Here is a 14,752-nt window from a genome sequence, read left to right as displayed (position 1 = left end):
TGGCCCCAACAGCCGGCCGCGCCAGCGGACGCCCGAATGGGTGCGAGCCCCGCGAGCATGCTTCCTGCCAGGTTCGACGGGATCCGCCCGACCGGGCCCCGAGCCCTGGGTGGCCCGGCACGCCGGCCTTGCCACCTGCGGGACTTTCCCGAAATGGCGGTCCGCCCGCCGGCGACCCCCGCGGCACCCGGCCACCGGCGGCGGGCCGCCCGCGGTGACCGGCCCACACAAGGGGCCGGCCACCGGGCTCCTACTCGCGGCGGTCGTGCAGCGGGACGGCTCCGTAGAAGTCGATGCCGGCGCGGAACCGTGAGTCGCTGCTGAAGATGAACGCACCGCCAAACATGTACCACGGCGCGGGTTCATCCTCCGTCGGCAGGGGTTCGGCGTGATAGGTCGCCTCGTTCGCGTTCTCCCGCTTGATGATCCGGACGGCGGGCCGTTGTTCGGTGGCTTCAAAGACGGGGTCGATGCCGGGGCCGACGACGGTGACTTCCGTTGCCGTGGCCGAGATTCCCCGGTTGGAATAGTCGATGCCCAGGGCGTCGCGGTAGATCAGGGCGGTGAGGCCCTTCAACGGTGCAGGGTTTCCGGTCATGGTCGTGTCTCCTGTCTGGGGTGTTAGGTGCCGGTGCGGCCCATGGGTTCCATGGGCCGCACCGGCACAGGGGTGGCTAGTCTGCGAAGACGGAATACGGTTCGCGGTAGCGGCTGGGCAGTTCCGCGGCGGCCATGGGCAGGTCGAGCGGGCCGTGGGCCTGCCCGCTTGTCCAGTAGAAGAAGGCGTGTTCGGTGATCGCTTCCCACTGCGCCCGCTTCGTGCGGTAGTAGCTGGTCTTCACGTCCCCCTCGCAGTACGTGGCGACGCCGAACAGGTTCCCGATCCGGTCAGCGGTCCGGATTCCGGCGACCATGACGTAGGGCCAGTTGCCGAGGTCCCACCCGTCACAGCCCCAGCTGGGGATCACGGACCAGCCGTGTTCGCCGATGAGTTCCATCCAGTCGTAGCCGTCGTTCATGTGGTAATCCCCCAAAACGGGGGCGTCGTGGATCACCTCGCCGGTGTCCTTGGTGGTCACGGTCGCGGTAGCGATTGCGTTCATGCGAAGGAGGGGCTGGAGGGGGCCGGAGCGGGCACGATAATCCGAAGGACAGCAGCCAAAAAACGCCGTAGGCAAACAGGTCCGGGGTGTCCGGAGCCCTGCGACGGACACACTGGCCCCAACAGCCGGCCGCGCCAGCGGACGCCCGAAAGCAGTGTCGTTGAACCCGCGGTGCCCGCTAGCCGGGCCGGGGGTTTCCCCCGCCTTCGGGCCCTGGACCTTTGAGCGGAAGGCGCTAAATTCACGTCGTTGTCACCGGCGGCTGTTAGGGTCCGGGCATGGATGAACTGCTGCTAGAACCAGGCCCTGCTGCTCCACGCGACCTGTCGGACCGGCCCGGTTTCGACACCGCCTTCCTCGGCGTGCCGGTGCCCGTTCCGACCCTGCCAGGGGTCGAGACGGTCCTTCTGCCCTACACGCATTTCTCGGTGCTCATGCGGCCGGACAAACGCCTGGCCGCGGTGACGGCCCTGGGGATAGACGGGGCAAAGCTGATCAACCTGGACCGCTCCGGCATCCAGTGGCGGCTCGACCCCCGGCTGGGCGAAGACCAGCAGACCGGCGAGAAGATCTACGCCCGCAACGACATCGACCGCGGCCACCTGGTCCGCCGCGCCTCAGCCGTCTGGGGCGAAACCCGGGACGAGGCAGCCCGCGCCAACGAGGACACCTTCCACTACACGAACGCCGCACCCCAGGCGGCAACATTCAACCAGGGCCTGAACCTCTGGCTCGGCCTGGAAACCTACCTACAGGACAACGCCGCCGACAACGGCCGGCGCCTCGTCGTTTTCACGGGCCCGATCTTCAGTGACACCGACCCCGCCTACCGCGGCGTGAACATCCCGCTGCGGTACTTCAAGGTCGCCGTCTTCCTCCACCACGGGGACCTCGCCGCCACCGGCTACATCGTGGACCAGACACCCGAGCTCGCGAACCTGCCCGACATCCCGCGGCCCGGCGCCATCGACGAGGCTCCCCCGCTTGGCCCGTTCCGCACCTTCCAGGTCCCCATCCGAGACATTGCCGCCCTGACAGGCCTGAACCTGGACCAGCTCGTAGCCGCAGACCGGATGCCGATCGCCCGCGCGCTGACCACCGCACCGGTCACCTCCACCTGGAGACGGCTGAACTCGCCGCTGGACCTCGACCTGGACTTCGACCTCAACGGCACGGACTGACACCCGGCCCGACCTGACCTAACCCGGCACCGGAGCCACCCCGGCAAGGCAGGCTCCGACGGTGGCAAAAGCAACAGATTTGGGCACGGCAAAGTCCTGCGACGGGCCGTGGCAGGATGGGTCCACTATGGACAGGCGGTTGCGGCGGGCTCCCGACGCGGAATGGGTGCTGATGTACCGGCTCGGGCTGAGCCGGAAACGCATCGCTGCCCTCGTGCGTGCCGAGCCCGCCGCCGTCGGATACCACTTGGTCATTGCCCGCCGGCAGGACCCGGGCCTTGAGGCCGAGCACCAGGCCGCGGCCGGCGCCGCCCCCGTTCCTCACCCCTCCCCCACGGACCTTGCCCGCATGGAGGAGGTCATCGCCTGGGTCACGGCCGAAGGCAGGCTTCCCGGCTGGCGATCCAGTGACAGACGTGAGAGGTCAATGTCGCGATGGATGACCGCGCGGCGGCGCGAAGCAGCCGCCGGCACCCTTGACCCGGCCTACAGCGACGGCCTTGCCCGGGTGCCCGGGTGGGCCGACAACCGCAGGGAAGCCGAGGACGAGGCCCGCTGGCACGACCACCTCACCCAGCTCGTGGCCTACCGCGAGGAAGGCAACGACTGGCCCCGCCACCAAAGCACCGATTCGGAGCGCGAACACACCCTCGGGGTATGGATCCACACCCAGCGGTACAAACGCCGCCGCGGCGAACTCGACCCACTGAAGGTCAAGCTCCTGGACGATGCAGCTCCCGGGTGGCAGACCGGGCGGACCCGTGGCCGCCCTCCCCGACAGTGACCGGAAGGTCGCGTCTCCAGCGGCCATGAGGTCAGGCCCGCTAGTACACTTACATCGGCTCTCCAGTCCCCCCAGCTTGGAGAGCCGGGAGTCGCCGCGCTTGAGTCCTGGACTCGCGCGGAGGCTTTCCTCATCTGCCCAACAAAAACCACGTGGTGCCAGGCAGCAAACGACCTCACCAGGTTGTGCCCACTGGGGGCAGGTGGAGCCCTCCGAACAGCTCAGGCTGGGTGGTTTCCAACCATCGACTCTTCTATGAAGCTTCTATATCTCGTCAACCCCCAATTTCGCTGCCGGCGGCGGCGTTGAGCGTGCGGTAGATGCGGCGGGCCACCTGGCGCAGCCGAAAGGTTTAGCCGGCATCGTTCGGCTTTGGTGTGGGCCCGGGCTATTTTAGCGCCTTCGTTACCTTGTCCGTGTCCGGTTAGTCCCCACGGGCTCGAACTGCATGCACGAGGCGCCGCGCGAAGTAGACGACGGCGGCCACGCTCACCGCCGCGAAAATCCACGTGCCATCCATGCTGAGCGCGGGGCCGCTAGTACACATGCTCGTAGCGCCAGACTCGATTGTGTAGTCAACGCACTCGCCCCGTTTATACCCCAGAAGCGTTATGTTCACGGTGATCACGAGGAGGACCGCGATGGCCCAAGGCCACCATCGCGGTGAACGGAATCGCGGCGTTTCATCCATGCAGTCACCCTACTGATCGGGCCATCAAATTTCTGCCTCCTTCAACGTTCTGATTAGTACCTGCAAATCCTCCGGCCGCCCCCCATTGGGTACAACCCGTCCTGCCGGCGACCGGTCCGGAACCTGAATAGTTCTTTTGTCGGCCCACACCAGTAGACTGAATGAATCGAACATATATTCGAATAAAGGTGTGTTGTGGGCGTTGTTGTCGGTCCCCGCGTGATAGACGCGGGCGCATCGTTGTTGTCGGTGCTGATCTCTCCGGTCCCCGTCGCGGCCGGGTATCCCTCGCCGGCGCAGGACTACTTTGATGGGCGGATCGACCTCAATGAGCACCTGATTAAGGACATCACCAGCACCTACGTCGTGCGGGTCTCCGGCGACTCCATGCAAGGCGCCGGCATCAGTGACGGCGATGAACTGATCGTGAACCGGGCCCTGGAACCACGGGACGGGTCCGTGGTCGTGGCCGTCCTGGACGGGGAACTGACGATCAAGCGGCTGCGGCTCACCGGAGCCGGGGTCGTGCTGCAGGCGGAGAATCCGGCGTACCCGGACATCCGGGTCCCGTCGGTCGCGGATCTGGTCATCTGGGGTGTCGCGACCCGGTGCCTGCATCACGTCTGAGGCGCGCAGTGTCTAAGCCTGCCACCATGCGGCGGATGCCGCAGATCGCGCATGTGGATGTGAACTGCTTCTATGCCTCGGCCGAGCGGGCGTTCGACCCGTCCCTGGAGGGCCGGCCCGTCATCGTGCTGTCCAACAACGACGGCTGCGCCGTCACCCGGTCCCCGGAAGCGAAGGACCTCGGTATCCCCATGGGTGAGCCCTGGTTCAAACTCGCCCCGCGGGCGAAGGAATGGGGACTCGTTGCCCTCTCCAGCAACTACGAGCTGTACGGGGACATCAGTGCCCGGGTGATGGAGCTGCTGGGCCGGTATTCGGCCTGGCTGGAGGTGTACAGCATCGATGAGGCCTTCCTCGGAGTGAAAGGCACCCCGGACGAACTCCTGGCCCTGGGCCGAACCATCAAGGCTGCAGTGCGGCGCAATGTCGGGGTACCGGTCTGCGTGGGGATCGCACCCACGAAGACGCTGGCGAAGCTGGCCAACAAATGGGCCAAGAACAACCCGGCCTTCGACGGTGTCTGCCACTGGGACTCCGTCCCCGCCGCCGACAGGGAATCCCTGATGCGCCGCCTGTCGGTGATTGAGATCTGGGGCGTCGCCACCCGGCTGACCAAACGGCTGAACGTTCTGGGGATTCATTCCATCCTGGAGCTGTCCCGGGCCGATCCGGTCATGATCCGGGACCGCTTCTCCGTGGTCATGATGCGCACCGTCCTGGAACTGCAGGGCACCCCCTGCATCCCGATGGAGGAAGAACGGATCAGCCGGGACCAGCTCATCTTCTCCCGCTCCTTCGCCACCCCCATCACCACCGCGGCCGGGATGCGGCAGGTCATGAGCGTCTACGGCCAGCAGGCCTCGGCCCGGCTGGCCAAACACGGGCTCCAGACCAAAGTCCTCACCGCGTTCGCCGGCACCTCACACTTCAACCCGAAAGACACCTCCTACCCCTCGGTCTGCGTGCCGCTGCCGATGCCCACCGCCGATCCCGTCCTGCTCACCAAAGCCGCCCACGCGCTGCTGCCCCGCATCTGCGAGGGCATCCCGTACGCCAGGGCCGGCATCATGGTCACCGACCTGCGGCCCACCGGCAACCAGGCACCGCTGGCTCTGTTCGAAAATCCCCACGAGGAACGCCGCGTCGGCACCCTGCTGGAAGACGTAGTTCGCCGCTACGGGCGCGGCTCCATCGGCCTCGGCCACGCCGGAATACGGGGCGGACCGGACTGGACCATGAAAAGGGACATGCTCTCTCCCCGCTACACCACGCACTGGGATGAACTCCCCCTCGTCAAAGCCGCCTAACCAAAACACACCAGCACGACAGCATCACGAAAGAGCACCACTCCATGAGCACCATCATCGACACCGCCCCGCTGAACCACGCCACACTGGTCCGACTCGATACGGCGGGCAAACCCCTCGCCATCCGACACGACGGACGGATCTGGCTTGTCGATCCCGACACGGAATCCCGGCACTGGTACGGCAGAGACGCCTGGTGGGACACCCGCCGCACCGCGGCCGTCGGCAGCGGCGACCTGGTCAGCATCGAATACTGGCAAGTTCAGGTCCGCTCCGGCACCCATTCCGCCCTCCGGACCGCCACGCTCCGCCGGAACCCGCTCTCCACGCACTGGCTGCTCGACAGCATCAGCGACGCCGACGAAACAACCGAAGAAGAGTGAACGGCCGACCCATCAACGAGCAGACGTGGGCAGGGATCCGGACGGAATTCACGCTGCCGACCCTGGACCAGGTCCACCGCCGCCTCTCCGAACTCATGGAGGACCCGGAACCGATAATGCAGCAGCTCGTCCCAGACCGGCGACACGCGCCGTTAACCATCGGCTTAGTCCGGTAAACAGATCATCGACGACGGCACCTTCTGCCCCGGATTCCAGTTCCTCCCCGGTGGCCAGCTCCGCCCGCCGGTCGTTGAGCTCTTTGACCGTGCGCTGGAGCTGCAGATCCCGCACAACTACTTCACGCTCTGGATGGTCACCCCATCCAAGCGACTTGCCGGTTCCCGCCCCGTCGACCAGCTGAAAGGCGACCCCGCTCCCCTGCTGCGCGCGCTGGAAGCCCACCGCTGGCACTGACACTGACCCTTGACCGCGCCGGCGGGCTGCGCGGCGGCCGTCGGCAGCGGCGACCTGGTCAGCATCGAATACTGGCGCGTGCAGGTCCGCCTCGGCTCGAACTCGGTGCTGCGGACCTTTGAGCTGCGCCGCGACCCGTTGTCCGAACAGTGGCTGCTGGAGTCCATCACCGACAACTGAGCCGGGCCTGCGTATAGCGTGGGGCCATGGGACCCATTTACGATGACCCGCGGCTGGCCGCGCTTACGCTGATGCGCATGGCGGCAGAGGAATCCCAGGGCCCCAACGAACTGACAGGGCGCATGCATGCGGTCCTGGACGACCTGGCGCAGCGGAACGGGGCCGGGTATCTGGCTGAGCTGGCCATCGCCCTGGCCCGGACCGGGTTCATCGCGCTCGATGAGCTGGCCAGGGTCACCGGCAACAGCACCACCGAGCTGCTGGACGCGGTCGAAATCGACGCGCTCGAAGGTCTCGATGACGGCCGCTAGACCGCCGGCCGGAACCGGGCTGCCGGCGGGCCTTGCCCCGCCGGTGAAAGTCGCCCTGGCCCGGGCCGTCACGAAGATGCCGCGTGCCGGGGCATTGCCCGGAAAGCTGATCTACGAGCCCAAATGGGACGGCTACCGGGCCATCGGAATCCGTGACAACAGCGGGGCCACACTCTGGTCCCGGCAGGGCAAGGACCTGACCCGGTATTCTGTAGGGCTTCAGCACGACCACGGTGACTTTTCCCTAGTCAAGGGGCAGTTAGTAGTGCGCGACAGGTGTTGCCCACTTACTTCCCAGTTAATCCAATAGTCAGGTCACCCGATCGAGGAGCACCTCCGTGGGACGTATTGGGCTCCCTCTCGCAGCTGTGGTGTGAGGGGCGAACAGCAGAGCGATCGGGACGGGGCGGACGACCACTGCCGGGTCATGGTCGTCCGCCCCGTTGTCCTGTTCTGTTACGGCTGCCGGGCTGTGGCGTGGGTGACGATGGGTGCCGCTCCGGTGTAGCCGTCGCGTGCAGCGGCGATCTGGCGGATCCGCTCGCGGCATGCGTGCCAGCCGGCGATCATGAGCGCGACCGCGATTGCGGTTACGACCATGGTCAACGGGGATTCGATAAGGATCATGACAAGGACCACGGCGAGGAAGGCAATGGTTAGGTAGCCGGTAAACGGGGCTCCGGGCATGCGGAACGCGGGACGTTGGGTCCAACCTTTCCTGCTCCACCGCTGAAACTGGATTTGGCACAGGACGATCGCGGCCCACGCGACGATGATGCCAACGGCAGCGATGTTGAGGACGATCTCGAACGCGTCGCCGGGGACGATGTAGTTCAGCGGGATGCCGAGGAAGGAGACTGCTGCGGTGATGGCAATGCCGCCGTAGGGGACGCCCGCCTTGTTCATTCGGAGCGCGAATTTCGGCGCTGAGCCGGCGGCGGCCATCGAGCGCAGGATTCGTCCGGTTGAGTAGAGCCCGGCGTTGAGCGAAGACAGGGCGGCTGTGAGCACGACGAGGTTCATGATGGAGTCCATGCCATTGATGCCGATTGAGCTGAAGAACGTCACGAACGGGCTCACGCCCTTTTGGTAAGCGGTGTAGGGCAGCAGCAGTGAGAGCAGGACGACGGATCCGACGTAGAAGACCGCGATGCGGGCGATGACGGCGTTGATCGCCTTCGGCATGACCTTGGCCGGGTTCTCGGTCTCGCCGGCGGCGGTGCCGACGAGCTCAATTGAGCCGTAGGCGAAGATGATTCCCGACATGAGCAGGACCATCGGCATGATGCCGTTCGGGAAGATCCCGCCGTTGTCGGAGATGAGCTGGAAGCCGACCGGGCCACCGGTAGGGGTGCCGAAGACGACGAAATAGATGCCCACGAGGAGGAACACGACCAGTGCTGTGACCTTGATGAGGGCGAACCAGAATTCCATCTCGCCGAAGACCTTGACGGAGACGAGGTTGAGGGCAAGGACGAGCACCAGGGCGATGAGGGCCCAGCTCCATTGCGGGACCGCGGCGATCCAGGGGACGTACCTGCCGAAGAAGCTCATGTAGAGCGCGGCAGCGGTCGTGTCGGCGATCGTCGTCGCGGCCCAAACTAGCCAGTAGAACCATCCCACGGTGAACGCTGCCTTCTCTCCGAAGAATTCTCGGGCGTAGGAGACGAACGAGCCCGACGATGGCCGGTGCAGTACGAGTTCACCGAGGGCGCGCAGGATCAGGAAGGCGAAGGCCCCGCAGATCGCGTAGGCGATGAAGAGTGATGGCCCGGCTGCGACAAGGCGGCCACCTGCGCCGAGGAACAGGCCGGTGCCGATCGCGCCCCCGATGGCGATCATCTGGATTTGTCGGGATTTGAGTCCTTTCTGGTAACCGGCATCCTCGGCGTGCAGGACTTGGTCAGGTGCGTCTGCGTGCCCGGAGTCTGTGACGGGCGGCTGAATCGACATGGGAAGCCTTCCTATGGATGTGAAGCTCGAACTGCGAGGCCTGATGGTCTATGGCGTAACCGCCGGAGTTGGGGTCTGGGCCCCGGCGGATATCCGCCCTTTGCAGGGCTTCCAGGCATTCGAGGTGATTGCCGTTCTGGGCCCGCCCGCGGTCGGCAGTGATGAGCAGAACGACGGATATGGCAAGACCTGAACCCCGACTGTCAGAGATTCAAATCACAGTTGAGAGTATGCGGGATGTCACATCCAAAGATCAACACTTTGTTGGATAGATTTTGATAACTCTTGGTGCGATACCAAGGGAACTAGCGAAATGGCGCCTTTAGGGCATAACGCTCGGTCTACCGCATGTAAACGAAATGTGTAATACTCGTTGAAAGCTCCGCTTCATTCAAACTGTATGTTGAATACTCTTGGAAGTGGATCGACGTGGCTTACCTACTGTGCCGCGTCTGTCTCTCGAACGTCTGGAAGGTTTCTCATGGCTGAGTCCGTTACGTCCACACCGCTCTATGAACGCGCGGTCCGGGTGGGCGATCTACTCTTTGTCTCCGGCCAACTCCCTATCGGAGAGGGTGGGTTGCTCTATCCCGGGCGTGTGGGCCAGGACGTTACAGTCGAGCAGGCGCGTGAGGCTGCAGTGCTCGCTGCCAGCCGTTGCCTGGACGTCGTCCGCGACGAACTCGGGTCCTTGGATGCGGTCAAGGGTATCGCCCGGATCGGAGGGTACGTCTCAGCAGGGGAAGGATTCGTGGATGCGCCCGCCGTCGTCGATGGTGCCTCCCAACTCGCCCTCGATGTCCTTGGAGAAAAAGGGCACCATGCGCGGTTGGCAATGGGAGTAGCCTCGCTGCCGCTGGGTGCATGCGTCGAGATTGAAATGACTGTCCGGTGCTAAGGGCAGCCGGGCAGACTCAAACCCGCAGCTTCACGACAATCGGGAACCCGCTTGAGGAGCTCTCCCTCGAACAGCTCCGCCAGCGCACGAGCATGAAATGGCGCACTCATCCCTCGGACGTGCTGCCTCTGTGGGTTGCTGAGATGGACGTCCGGCTCGCGCCGCCGGTATCGGAAGCGCTGCACCAGGCCATCGATGCCGGAGACACCGGATACCCGGCTGGGACGGAGTTCGCGGAGGCCATAAGTGCGTTTGCTTCCCGGCGCTGGGGCTGGGATGGGCTGGCAGTCGAGCGCACCGCCATCGTGCCCGACGTGATGATGGGCGTCGTCGAAATCCTGCGGCTGATCACAGATCCAGGAGACGCCGTTGTCGTCAACTCCCCGGTCTATGCGCCTTTTTACGCTTTCATCACCCATGATTCGCGCAGGATCATTGAAGCGCCGCTAGGACAGGATCTCCGGATCAACCTCGGCACCCTCGAGGAAGCTTTCAAGCGCGCGCGGTCTCAGAGACGGAAAGCCGCGTACCTGATCAGCAATCCGCATAACCCGACCGGGGTGGTCCACAGCCCTGAAGAGCTCGCAGCTGTCGCGGCCCTCGCCCGCAACTACGGGGTCCGGGTCGTCTCGGATGAGATCCACGCCCCGCTCGTCCTTCCGGGGGCAACATTCACGCCATATCTCAGCGTGCCCGGGGCCGGGAACGCGTTTGCGCTCACCTCCGCGTCAAAGGCCTGGAACCTTGCCGGCCTCAAGGCAGCACTCGCAATCGCCGGACCTGACGCGGCGGATGATCTGGACCGCATGCCCGAAGAGGTCAGCCACGGACCGAGCCACCTGGGGATCATCGCCCACACCGCCGCATTCCGTGATGGTGAAGAATGGCTGGATGCTCTCCTCCAAGGCCTCGACGCGAACAGGGCTCTCCTCGGAAAGCTGCTCGCCGAGCATCTTCCCGGCGTCGGGTACGCCGCTCCCGAGGGGACATACCTGGCTTGGCTGGATTGCAGCCCTCTCGCCCTCGATTCGTCAAGCGGCCCCGAAGGCCTCGCCACCGTTGCCGACCTTGCCGGGCCGGCCAAGATGTTCCTCGACAAGGCGAGGGTCGCTCTAAGCTCCGGCCACGTCTTCGGCACGGGCGGGGCGGGACATGTCCGCCTCAACTTTGCCACTTCCCAGGCCAACCTCACAGAGGCCATCACCCGGATGGGCCGAGCCGCCCACGCCGATTGAACCAAACTTCATCAGCCGTGCCTCAGGATCTAGCAATTAACCCCGCCGGGCACCGCTGACCACGGAGAACACGATGGCCCTGCGTATCCACCACACCTGGCACCCTGTCATCGGCCAAAGAGTCCAGATGCGCAGCGGAGGCTTCATCGTGCGCGAAGGTATCGTCGACGCAGTCACCCTGGACGACTCGATTCTCTGGATCGCCGGCGGCGAGTTGCAGCCGCGGTCAATGTTCCAGCGGACCGAGGGCTTCGAAGTTTGGCTCAACTACCAGTGGGAGTCATGCAAGGGAGAACCAGCATAATCCTTACCCTGCAACAACATGTTGAAGAGGAAAGGACTTGCTTGGGGACGGATCACTGACGATAGCGGATACGCTTCAACAAAAGGCACAATTACGGCGGTTCACCTGGATCGCCGACTAATCGGAAGGACAGCAGCAATGACCCAGATTGGTTCGGTCGGATCAACAGCTCCGTCCCCGGACGCGCTGCACGGCATGGACGCCGAGACCATCAACCTGGTCCTTGAGCTCCTGGTGGCACCCCTTCAGGCCGCGGTGCCTCAGCCCACGGAGGTCGTCCTGCACGACCTGCAGCGAATCCCTAACACAGTCCGTGCTATCGCCGGAGACGTCACTCGCCGTCAGATCGGTGACCCGCCTACCGACAAATTGCTCGAACGCATCGCAGCCGGTGACTTCTCCCATGAGATCGGCTACCGCTCGCAACTGCCTGACGGGAGAATCCTCCAGAGCACGACGATCATTTACATCGACAGGGAAGGCCGGGCCGCGGCAGCCCTGTGTCTGAACGCTGACGTGTCGGCCTGGGTCACGCTCCGCTCGGCCTTGGACCGCTTCGTTCTCGGCCATGACGGGAGCTCCATGCTGGCGGCGCCTGCCGTGAACAGAGCGACGTCGGTCGGCCCTCAGGGGAGCGAGTACTTCCCGCGCAGCGTGGAGGAACTCAGCTCCAAGCTCGTCGAGGCGGCGATCGCCGCCATTGGGGTCCCGGTTGAGCAAATGCGCAAGGAACACAAAGTGCAGGTCGTGGCGGAGCTCGAACGTCGTGGATTCTTCCTCGTAAAGCAGGCTGCCGAGACTGCGGCCATCGCGCTCGGGGTCACCCGGTTCACCATTTACAACTACCTCAATGAGCTCGGCGGAGAGGTCGAAGAGACAGCCTAACCCCGGCAGAAGCCAGCGTTACCCGGTTCCTGGAGCTCAAGCCTTCATCAGCGCCGGATCACCAGCAATGAACAATTCCCTACCCCGTCATGCCCGAAATGAGGCACTGGACCATCACACTGCCCCATCAAGTCAGGCAGGAAATATCGAGGGTATGGATCAAGCACCTCCCTGAACCAGACAATCGTCAAATTTATCAAAAGGAGAAAAAATGAACACCGTCACCACCACCAAGCCGTTCGCCGACCTCGCTGCTATCGAGGCAACCGTCGAAGCCGTCACCGCCCAGCGTGAACTCGGCCGCGTCACTTTTACCATGAACAGCGAATCCGCAGGCGGTCTAACGGCAAAGACCGAAACAGGACCTCTACTGCAGGCAGGCATACCGGATGACTCACGACGTGGAAAGTACACGCTGCACAGCGACGAGCCCATCTCACTGCTAGGCACAGACACTGCCGTCAGCCCGGCTGAATACATTCTCAAAGGGCTCGCCGGCTGCTACATCGTTACCCTTGCCTCACTCGCCGCAGCTCGCAACATCACGCTCGAACAGATCCGGCTCACCCTCGGATTCGATATCGATCTGAGTGGATTCCTCGGCATCGACGAATCCGTCCGAAAGGGCGCAGAACACATCACGGTCAACGTCGAACTCGAAAGCCCGGGCACTCCACGGGAAGACCTCCAAAACCTCGTAAAGGCACTGGAGGCGACCTCGCCAATCCGCGACACGCTTGCCAACCCCGTGAAAGTCACCACCACGCTCAACTAGCACCATCGGTGTGTTCCTGGGCCGGGCTTCGAAACCCGGCCCAGGAACACCTGGGAAACCAACGGCTCATCGACGCCATCACGCAGTACTTTCTCCTTTGCCGGAGCACGCCGATGACCTCATCAAGAACCTGGGCGCCCGCTGTCCGCACTGGTGCATGCGCCCGACGGGCGTGGATGCGACCAAACTGGCCAACGGTAACTCACACAGTCGACCCCTGCAGCGCGATCTCGCACGGCCCCTCAGTGCCCCGGAAAACACATGAACCTGCCGGGGAGAGGCCCGCCTGAAGCCTCGGTCAATCGAGTCCAACTACTGCAACTAAAGCGTGTCGCTTGTCGGAATAATCTGCGCGGGCTGCGTCCAGGGCGTCTGCTGCGAGACGCCCAGCGACACATACTCTTTACCCTATTACCCTGCCCCCGAGGTATGTCCTTAACCGTGTATGCGTGAAGGCATGCCGGCGGTGGCCGACTTGCCGTCAAACAGGCGCTCGGAAGCAGCGCCTGCCCGCACCCGCCGATTGCCCGGGCTCGACGGCGAGTGGTGACAGTTCGGAAACTCTTTAGTGCGGTCAACGGGCTACGTGGTCGTTGAACTGAAGCCGGGAAGGTTCAAGAGGAGCCCCTTGGACATGCTGAACTTCTCAGCCGATGCAGCGGAACCGCTCGCACCAGACCCAGAAGTTGGGGAGGTTTATCCACGCCCCAACCGCTTCCCGCTTCGGTAGACCCGAGGCAACATCCCCACCAGATGTTCGTAGTGTGCCAGGACCACGAAGTCTGGGTAACGCCACAGGAGTTCTCCGGCGACCTGCACTTTCGAATGACGACACAAAAGATCTTCGGGACCTCTTCAGGAGTGAAGCCCTGAAAGGCACTCGAAGTCGTCAGTCGTGCATGCTGGGACCGCCGATCGAACGGTGAAAAGCCCCGTCCCCAGATGTCCTCCTAGTGGGCCGCGCCGAGTTCAATGAGTAGGACGCCGGCAATGATGAGGCCAAGACCGGCGATCATGACGGGGGTCAGGTGTTCTTTGAAGAAGATATGGCTGGCGACCGCAGTAAGTGCGACGCCTGCAGCAGCCCAAGTGCCATAGGCGACTCCGAGGCTCATGCCCTGATCCAGGGTCAGGCTGAGAAGAGTGAACGCGAGCAGGTATCCGATGCCGACAGCGACGTACCAGATGCTTTTCCCCTGCGAGGCAAGACGCAGACACAGGGTAGCGCTCACCTCGGTGAGGATTGCCGCCGTTAATAGCAGCCACATCATGGCCCAACCTCCTTTTGGGGTTGTTGTTTATGGGAACCAAGTTCGACGCAGAGCACGCCGCCGATAACCAGGGTGACCCCCATGAACATCAACGGCGTCAGTGGTTCGCCTAAGATGGCGGATGCCAGCAGCACGGTGAGAATTACGCCAAGGGCAGCCCAGATGCCGTAGGCAACCCCCAAAGCCAGGCCAGCCCGGAGGACTCCTGTAAGGAAGGCGAAAGAAGCGGCGTACCCGGCAACGACGATGATGAAGAAGACCGGCTCGTTCAGCGCCGCCTTCAGGGCGAGGGATGCGGCAACCTCGCTGATGATCGCGCAGCCCAGAAGTATCCACTTCATGCTTTAAGTCCTTGTGAAGTCGTTAGCGAATCATCAATTTGCTGCCGTGGCGTCAGCGGAATCGGTTCCGTGCTGGCTGCGCCGCAAGGCAACCCTCCTATCTTTCGCG

The 14,752-nt window shown here is 63.9% G+C and carries 18 protein-coding genes; 13 read left to right on the top strand and 5 right to left on the bottom strand.

Translation table 11 applies throughout. The features are described 5' to 3' along the window. Positions 1 to 250 precede the first annotated feature (250 nt). Positions 251 to 598 (bottom strand): hypothetical protein, encoded by a 348-nt coding sequence (locus AC1DDO_RS16780; RefSeq protein ID WP_476972317.1) that lies wholly within the window; start codon positions 596 to 598, stop codon positions 251 to 253. A gap of 76 nt (positions 599 to 674) precedes the next feature. After that, positions 675 to 1,103, bottom strand: a complete 429-nt coding sequence (locus tag AC1DDO_RS16775; RefSeq protein WP_476972316.1) for a hypothetical protein — start codon at positions 1,101 to 1,103, stop codon at positions 675 to 677. Between the two features lie 278 nt (positions 1,104 to 1,381). Here AC1DDO_RS16775 and AC1DDO_RS16770 point away from each other — a divergent pair, with 278 nt between their 5' ends. The 7 genes from AC1DDO_RS16770 (at position 1,382) to AC1DDO_RS16740 (ending at position 6,981) form a co-directional block, all read left to right on the top strand. Then, on the top strand, positions 1,382 to 2,284 hold the full coding sequence (locus tag AC1DDO_RS16770; protein ID WP_476972315.1) for a DNA/RNA non-specific endonuclease: 903 nt from the start codon (positions 1,382 to 1,384) through the stop codon (positions 2,282 to 2,284). Between the two features lie 127 nt (positions 2,285 to 2,411). After that, positions 2,412 to 3,068: a helicase associated domain-containing protein gene (locus tag AC1DDO_RS16765; protein WP_476972314.1), complete on the top strand. Its 657-nt coding sequence runs from the start codon at positions 2,412 to 2,414 to the stop codon at positions 3,066 to 3,068. Positions 3,069 to 3,954: 886 nt separating this feature from the next. Then, positions 3,955 to 4,386, top strand: coding sequence for a LexA family protein (locus AC1DDO_RS16760; RefSeq protein WP_476972313.1), 432 nt, complete (start codon positions 3,955 to 3,957; stop codon positions 4,384 to 4,386). A gap of 26 nt (positions 4,387 to 4,412) precedes the next feature. Beyond that, positions 4,413 to 5,693, top strand: a complete 1,281-nt coding sequence (locus tag AC1DDO_RS16755) for a Y-family DNA polymerase (RefSeq protein ID WP_476972397.1) — start codon at positions 4,413 to 4,415, stop codon at positions 5,691 to 5,693. A gap of 44 nt (positions 5,694 to 5,737) precedes the next feature. Further along, entirely contained in the window at positions 5,738 to 6,076 is a 339-nt protein-coding gene (locus AC1DDO_RS16750; RefSeq protein ID WP_476972312.1) for a hypothetical protein, read from the top strand. Between the two features lie 423 nt (positions 6,077 to 6,499). Continuing rightward, on the top strand, positions 6,500 to 6,670 hold the full coding sequence (locus AC1DDO_RS16745; RefSeq protein ID WP_476972311.1) for a hypothetical protein: 171 nt from the start codon (positions 6,500 to 6,502) through the stop codon (positions 6,668 to 6,670). A 26-nt stretch (positions 6,671 to 6,696) separates the two neighbouring features. After that, positions 6,697 to 6,981 (top strand): hypothetical protein, encoded by a 285-nt coding sequence (locus tag AC1DDO_RS16740; RefSeq protein WP_476972310.1) that lies wholly within the window; start codon positions 6,697 to 6,699, stop codon positions 6,979 to 6,981. A gap of 456 nt (positions 6,982 to 7,437) precedes the next feature. Here AC1DDO_RS16740 and AC1DDO_RS16735 read toward each other — a convergent pair whose 3' ends face one another. Next, complete coding sequence (locus AC1DDO_RS16735; protein WP_476972309.1) at positions 7,438 to 8,934, bottom strand: amino acid permease; 1,497 nt, start codon at positions 8,932 to 8,934, stop codon at positions 7,438 to 7,440. A 13-nt stretch (positions 8,935 to 8,947) separates the two neighbouring features. Between AC1DDO_RS16735 and AC1DDO_RS16730 the strand changes: the two genes are divergently transcribed. From AC1DDO_RS16730 to AC1DDO_RS16705, 6 genes are all read left to right on the top strand, one after another. Continuing rightward, positions 8,948 to 9,127 carry a hypothetical protein gene (locus AC1DDO_RS16730; protein ID WP_476972308.1) on the top strand — a complete coding sequence of 60 codons (180 nt, stop codon included), beginning with the start codon at positions 8,948 to 8,950 and terminating at the stop codon, positions 9,125 to 9,127. 288 nt (positions 9,128 to 9,415) lie between these two features. Then, positions 9,416 to 9,832: a RidA family protein gene (locus AC1DDO_RS16725; RefSeq protein ID WP_476972307.1), complete on the top strand. Its 417-nt coding sequence runs from the start codon at positions 9,416 to 9,418 to the stop codon at positions 9,830 to 9,832. Positions 9,833 to 9,924: 92 nt separating this feature from the next. After that, positions 9,925 to 11,067: a MalY/PatB family protein gene (locus tag AC1DDO_RS16720; protein WP_476972306.1), complete on the top strand. Its 1,143-nt coding sequence runs from the start codon at positions 9,925 to 9,927 to the stop codon at positions 11,065 to 11,067. 73 nt (positions 11,068 to 11,140) lie between these two features. Further along, the gene (locus AC1DDO_RS16715; protein WP_476972305.1) at positions 11,141 to 11,371 is read left to right on the top strand and encodes a hypothetical protein; all 231 of its coding nucleotides are present in this window, start codon (positions 11,141 to 11,143) and stop codon (positions 11,369 to 11,371) included. 138 nt (positions 11,372 to 11,509) lie between these two features. After that, on the top strand, positions 11,510 to 12,256 hold the full coding sequence (locus AC1DDO_RS16710; RefSeq protein ID WP_476972304.1) for a helix-turn-helix transcriptional regulator: 747 nt from the start codon (positions 11,510 to 11,512) through the stop codon (positions 12,254 to 12,256). A gap of 211 nt (positions 12,257 to 12,467) precedes the next feature. Then, positions 12,468 to 13,031: an OsmC family protein gene (locus AC1DDO_RS16705; protein ID WP_476972303.1), complete on the top strand. Its 564-nt coding sequence runs from the start codon at positions 12,468 to 12,470 to the stop codon at positions 13,029 to 13,031. Positions 13,032 to 13,981: 950 nt separating this feature from the next. Here the strand turns inward: AC1DDO_RS16705 and AC1DDO_RS16700 are convergent. Together AC1DDO_RS16700 and AC1DDO_RS16695 are read right to left on the bottom strand one after the other, a co-directional pair. Then, positions 13,982 to 14,302, bottom strand: coding sequence for a DMT family transporter (locus AC1DDO_RS16700; RefSeq protein ID WP_476972302.1), 321 nt, complete (start codon positions 14,300 to 14,302; stop codon positions 13,982 to 13,984). Continuing rightward, on the bottom strand, positions 14,299 to 14,643 hold the full coding sequence (locus AC1DDO_RS16695) for a DMT family transporter (protein WP_476972301.1): 345 nt from the start codon (positions 14,641 to 14,643) through the stop codon (positions 14,299 to 14,301). The genes AC1DDO_RS16700 and AC1DDO_RS16695 overlap by 4 nt, the downstream gene beginning before the upstream one ends. Positions 14,644 to 14,752 lie beyond the last annotated feature (109 nt).

The sequence above is a fragment of the Arthrobacter sp. 10N43 genome (genome assembly GCF_056394525.1).
The sequence above is the reverse complement of the archived record's forward strand: the minus strand, read 5'-3'. Positions and strand labels throughout refer to the sequence as shown.

Excerpts from the sequence above, each read along its gene's own strand:
- AC1DDO_RS16780 (WP_476972317.1), bottom strand. The coding sequence starts at position 598 with ATGACCGGAAACCCTGCACCGTTGAAGGGCCTCACCGCCCTGATCTAC.
- AC1DDO_RS16775 (WP_476972316.1), bottom strand. The coding sequence starts at position 1,103 with ATGAACGCAATCGCTACCGCGACCGTGACCACCAAGGACACCGGCGAG.
- AC1DDO_RS16770 (WP_476972315.1), top strand. The coding sequence starts at position 1,382 with ATGGATGAACTGCTGCTAGAACCAGGCCCTGCTGCTCCACGCGACCTG.
- AC1DDO_RS16765 (WP_476972314.1), top strand. The coding sequence starts at position 2,412 with ATGGACAGGCGGTTGCGGCGGGCTCCCGACGCGGAATGGGTGCTGATG.
- AC1DDO_RS16755 (WP_476972397.1), top strand. The coding sequence starts at position 4,413 with ATGCGGCGGATGCCGCAGATCGCGCATGTGGATGTGAACTGCTTCTAT.
- AC1DDO_RS16750 (WP_476972312.1), top strand. The coding sequence starts at position 5,738 with ATGAGCACCATCATCGACACCGCCCCGCTGAACCACGCCACACTGGTC.
- AC1DDO_RS16740 (WP_476972310.1), top strand. The coding sequence starts at position 6,697 with ATGGGACCCATTTACGATGACCCGCGGCTGGCCGCGCTTACGCTGATG.
- AC1DDO_RS16735 (WP_476972309.1), bottom strand. The coding sequence starts at position 8,934 with ATGTCGATTCAGCCGCCCGTCACAGACTCCGGGCACGCAGACGCACCT.
- AC1DDO_RS16730 (WP_476972308.1), top strand. The coding sequence starts at position 8,948 with ATGGATGTGAAGCTCGAACTGCGAGGCCTGATGGTCTATGGCGTAACC.
- AC1DDO_RS16725 (WP_476972307.1), top strand. The coding sequence starts at position 9,416 with ATGGCTGAGTCCGTTACGTCCACACCGCTCTATGAACGCGCGGTCCGG.
- AC1DDO_RS16720 (WP_476972306.1), top strand. The coding sequence starts at position 9,925 with ATGAAATGGCGCACTCATCCCTCGGACGTGCTGCCTCTGTGGGTTGCT.
- AC1DDO_RS16715 (WP_476972305.1), top strand. The coding sequence starts at position 11,141 with ATGGCCCTGCGTATCCACCACACCTGGCACCCTGTCATCGGCCAAAGA.
- AC1DDO_RS16710 (WP_476972304.1), top strand. The coding sequence starts at position 11,510 with ATGACCCAGATTGGTTCGGTCGGATCAACAGCTCCGTCCCCGGACGCG.
- AC1DDO_RS16705 (WP_476972303.1), top strand. The coding sequence starts at position 12,468 with ATGAACACCGTCACCACCACCAAGCCGTTCGCCGACCTCGCTGCTATC.
- AC1DDO_RS16700 (WP_476972302.1), bottom strand. The coding sequence starts at position 14,302 with ATGATGTGGCTGCTATTAACGGCGGCAATCCTCACCGAGGTGAGCGCT.
- AC1DDO_RS16695 (WP_476972301.1), bottom strand. The coding sequence starts at position 14,643 with ATGAAGTGGATACTTCTGGGCTGCGCGATCATCAGCGAGGTTGCCGCA.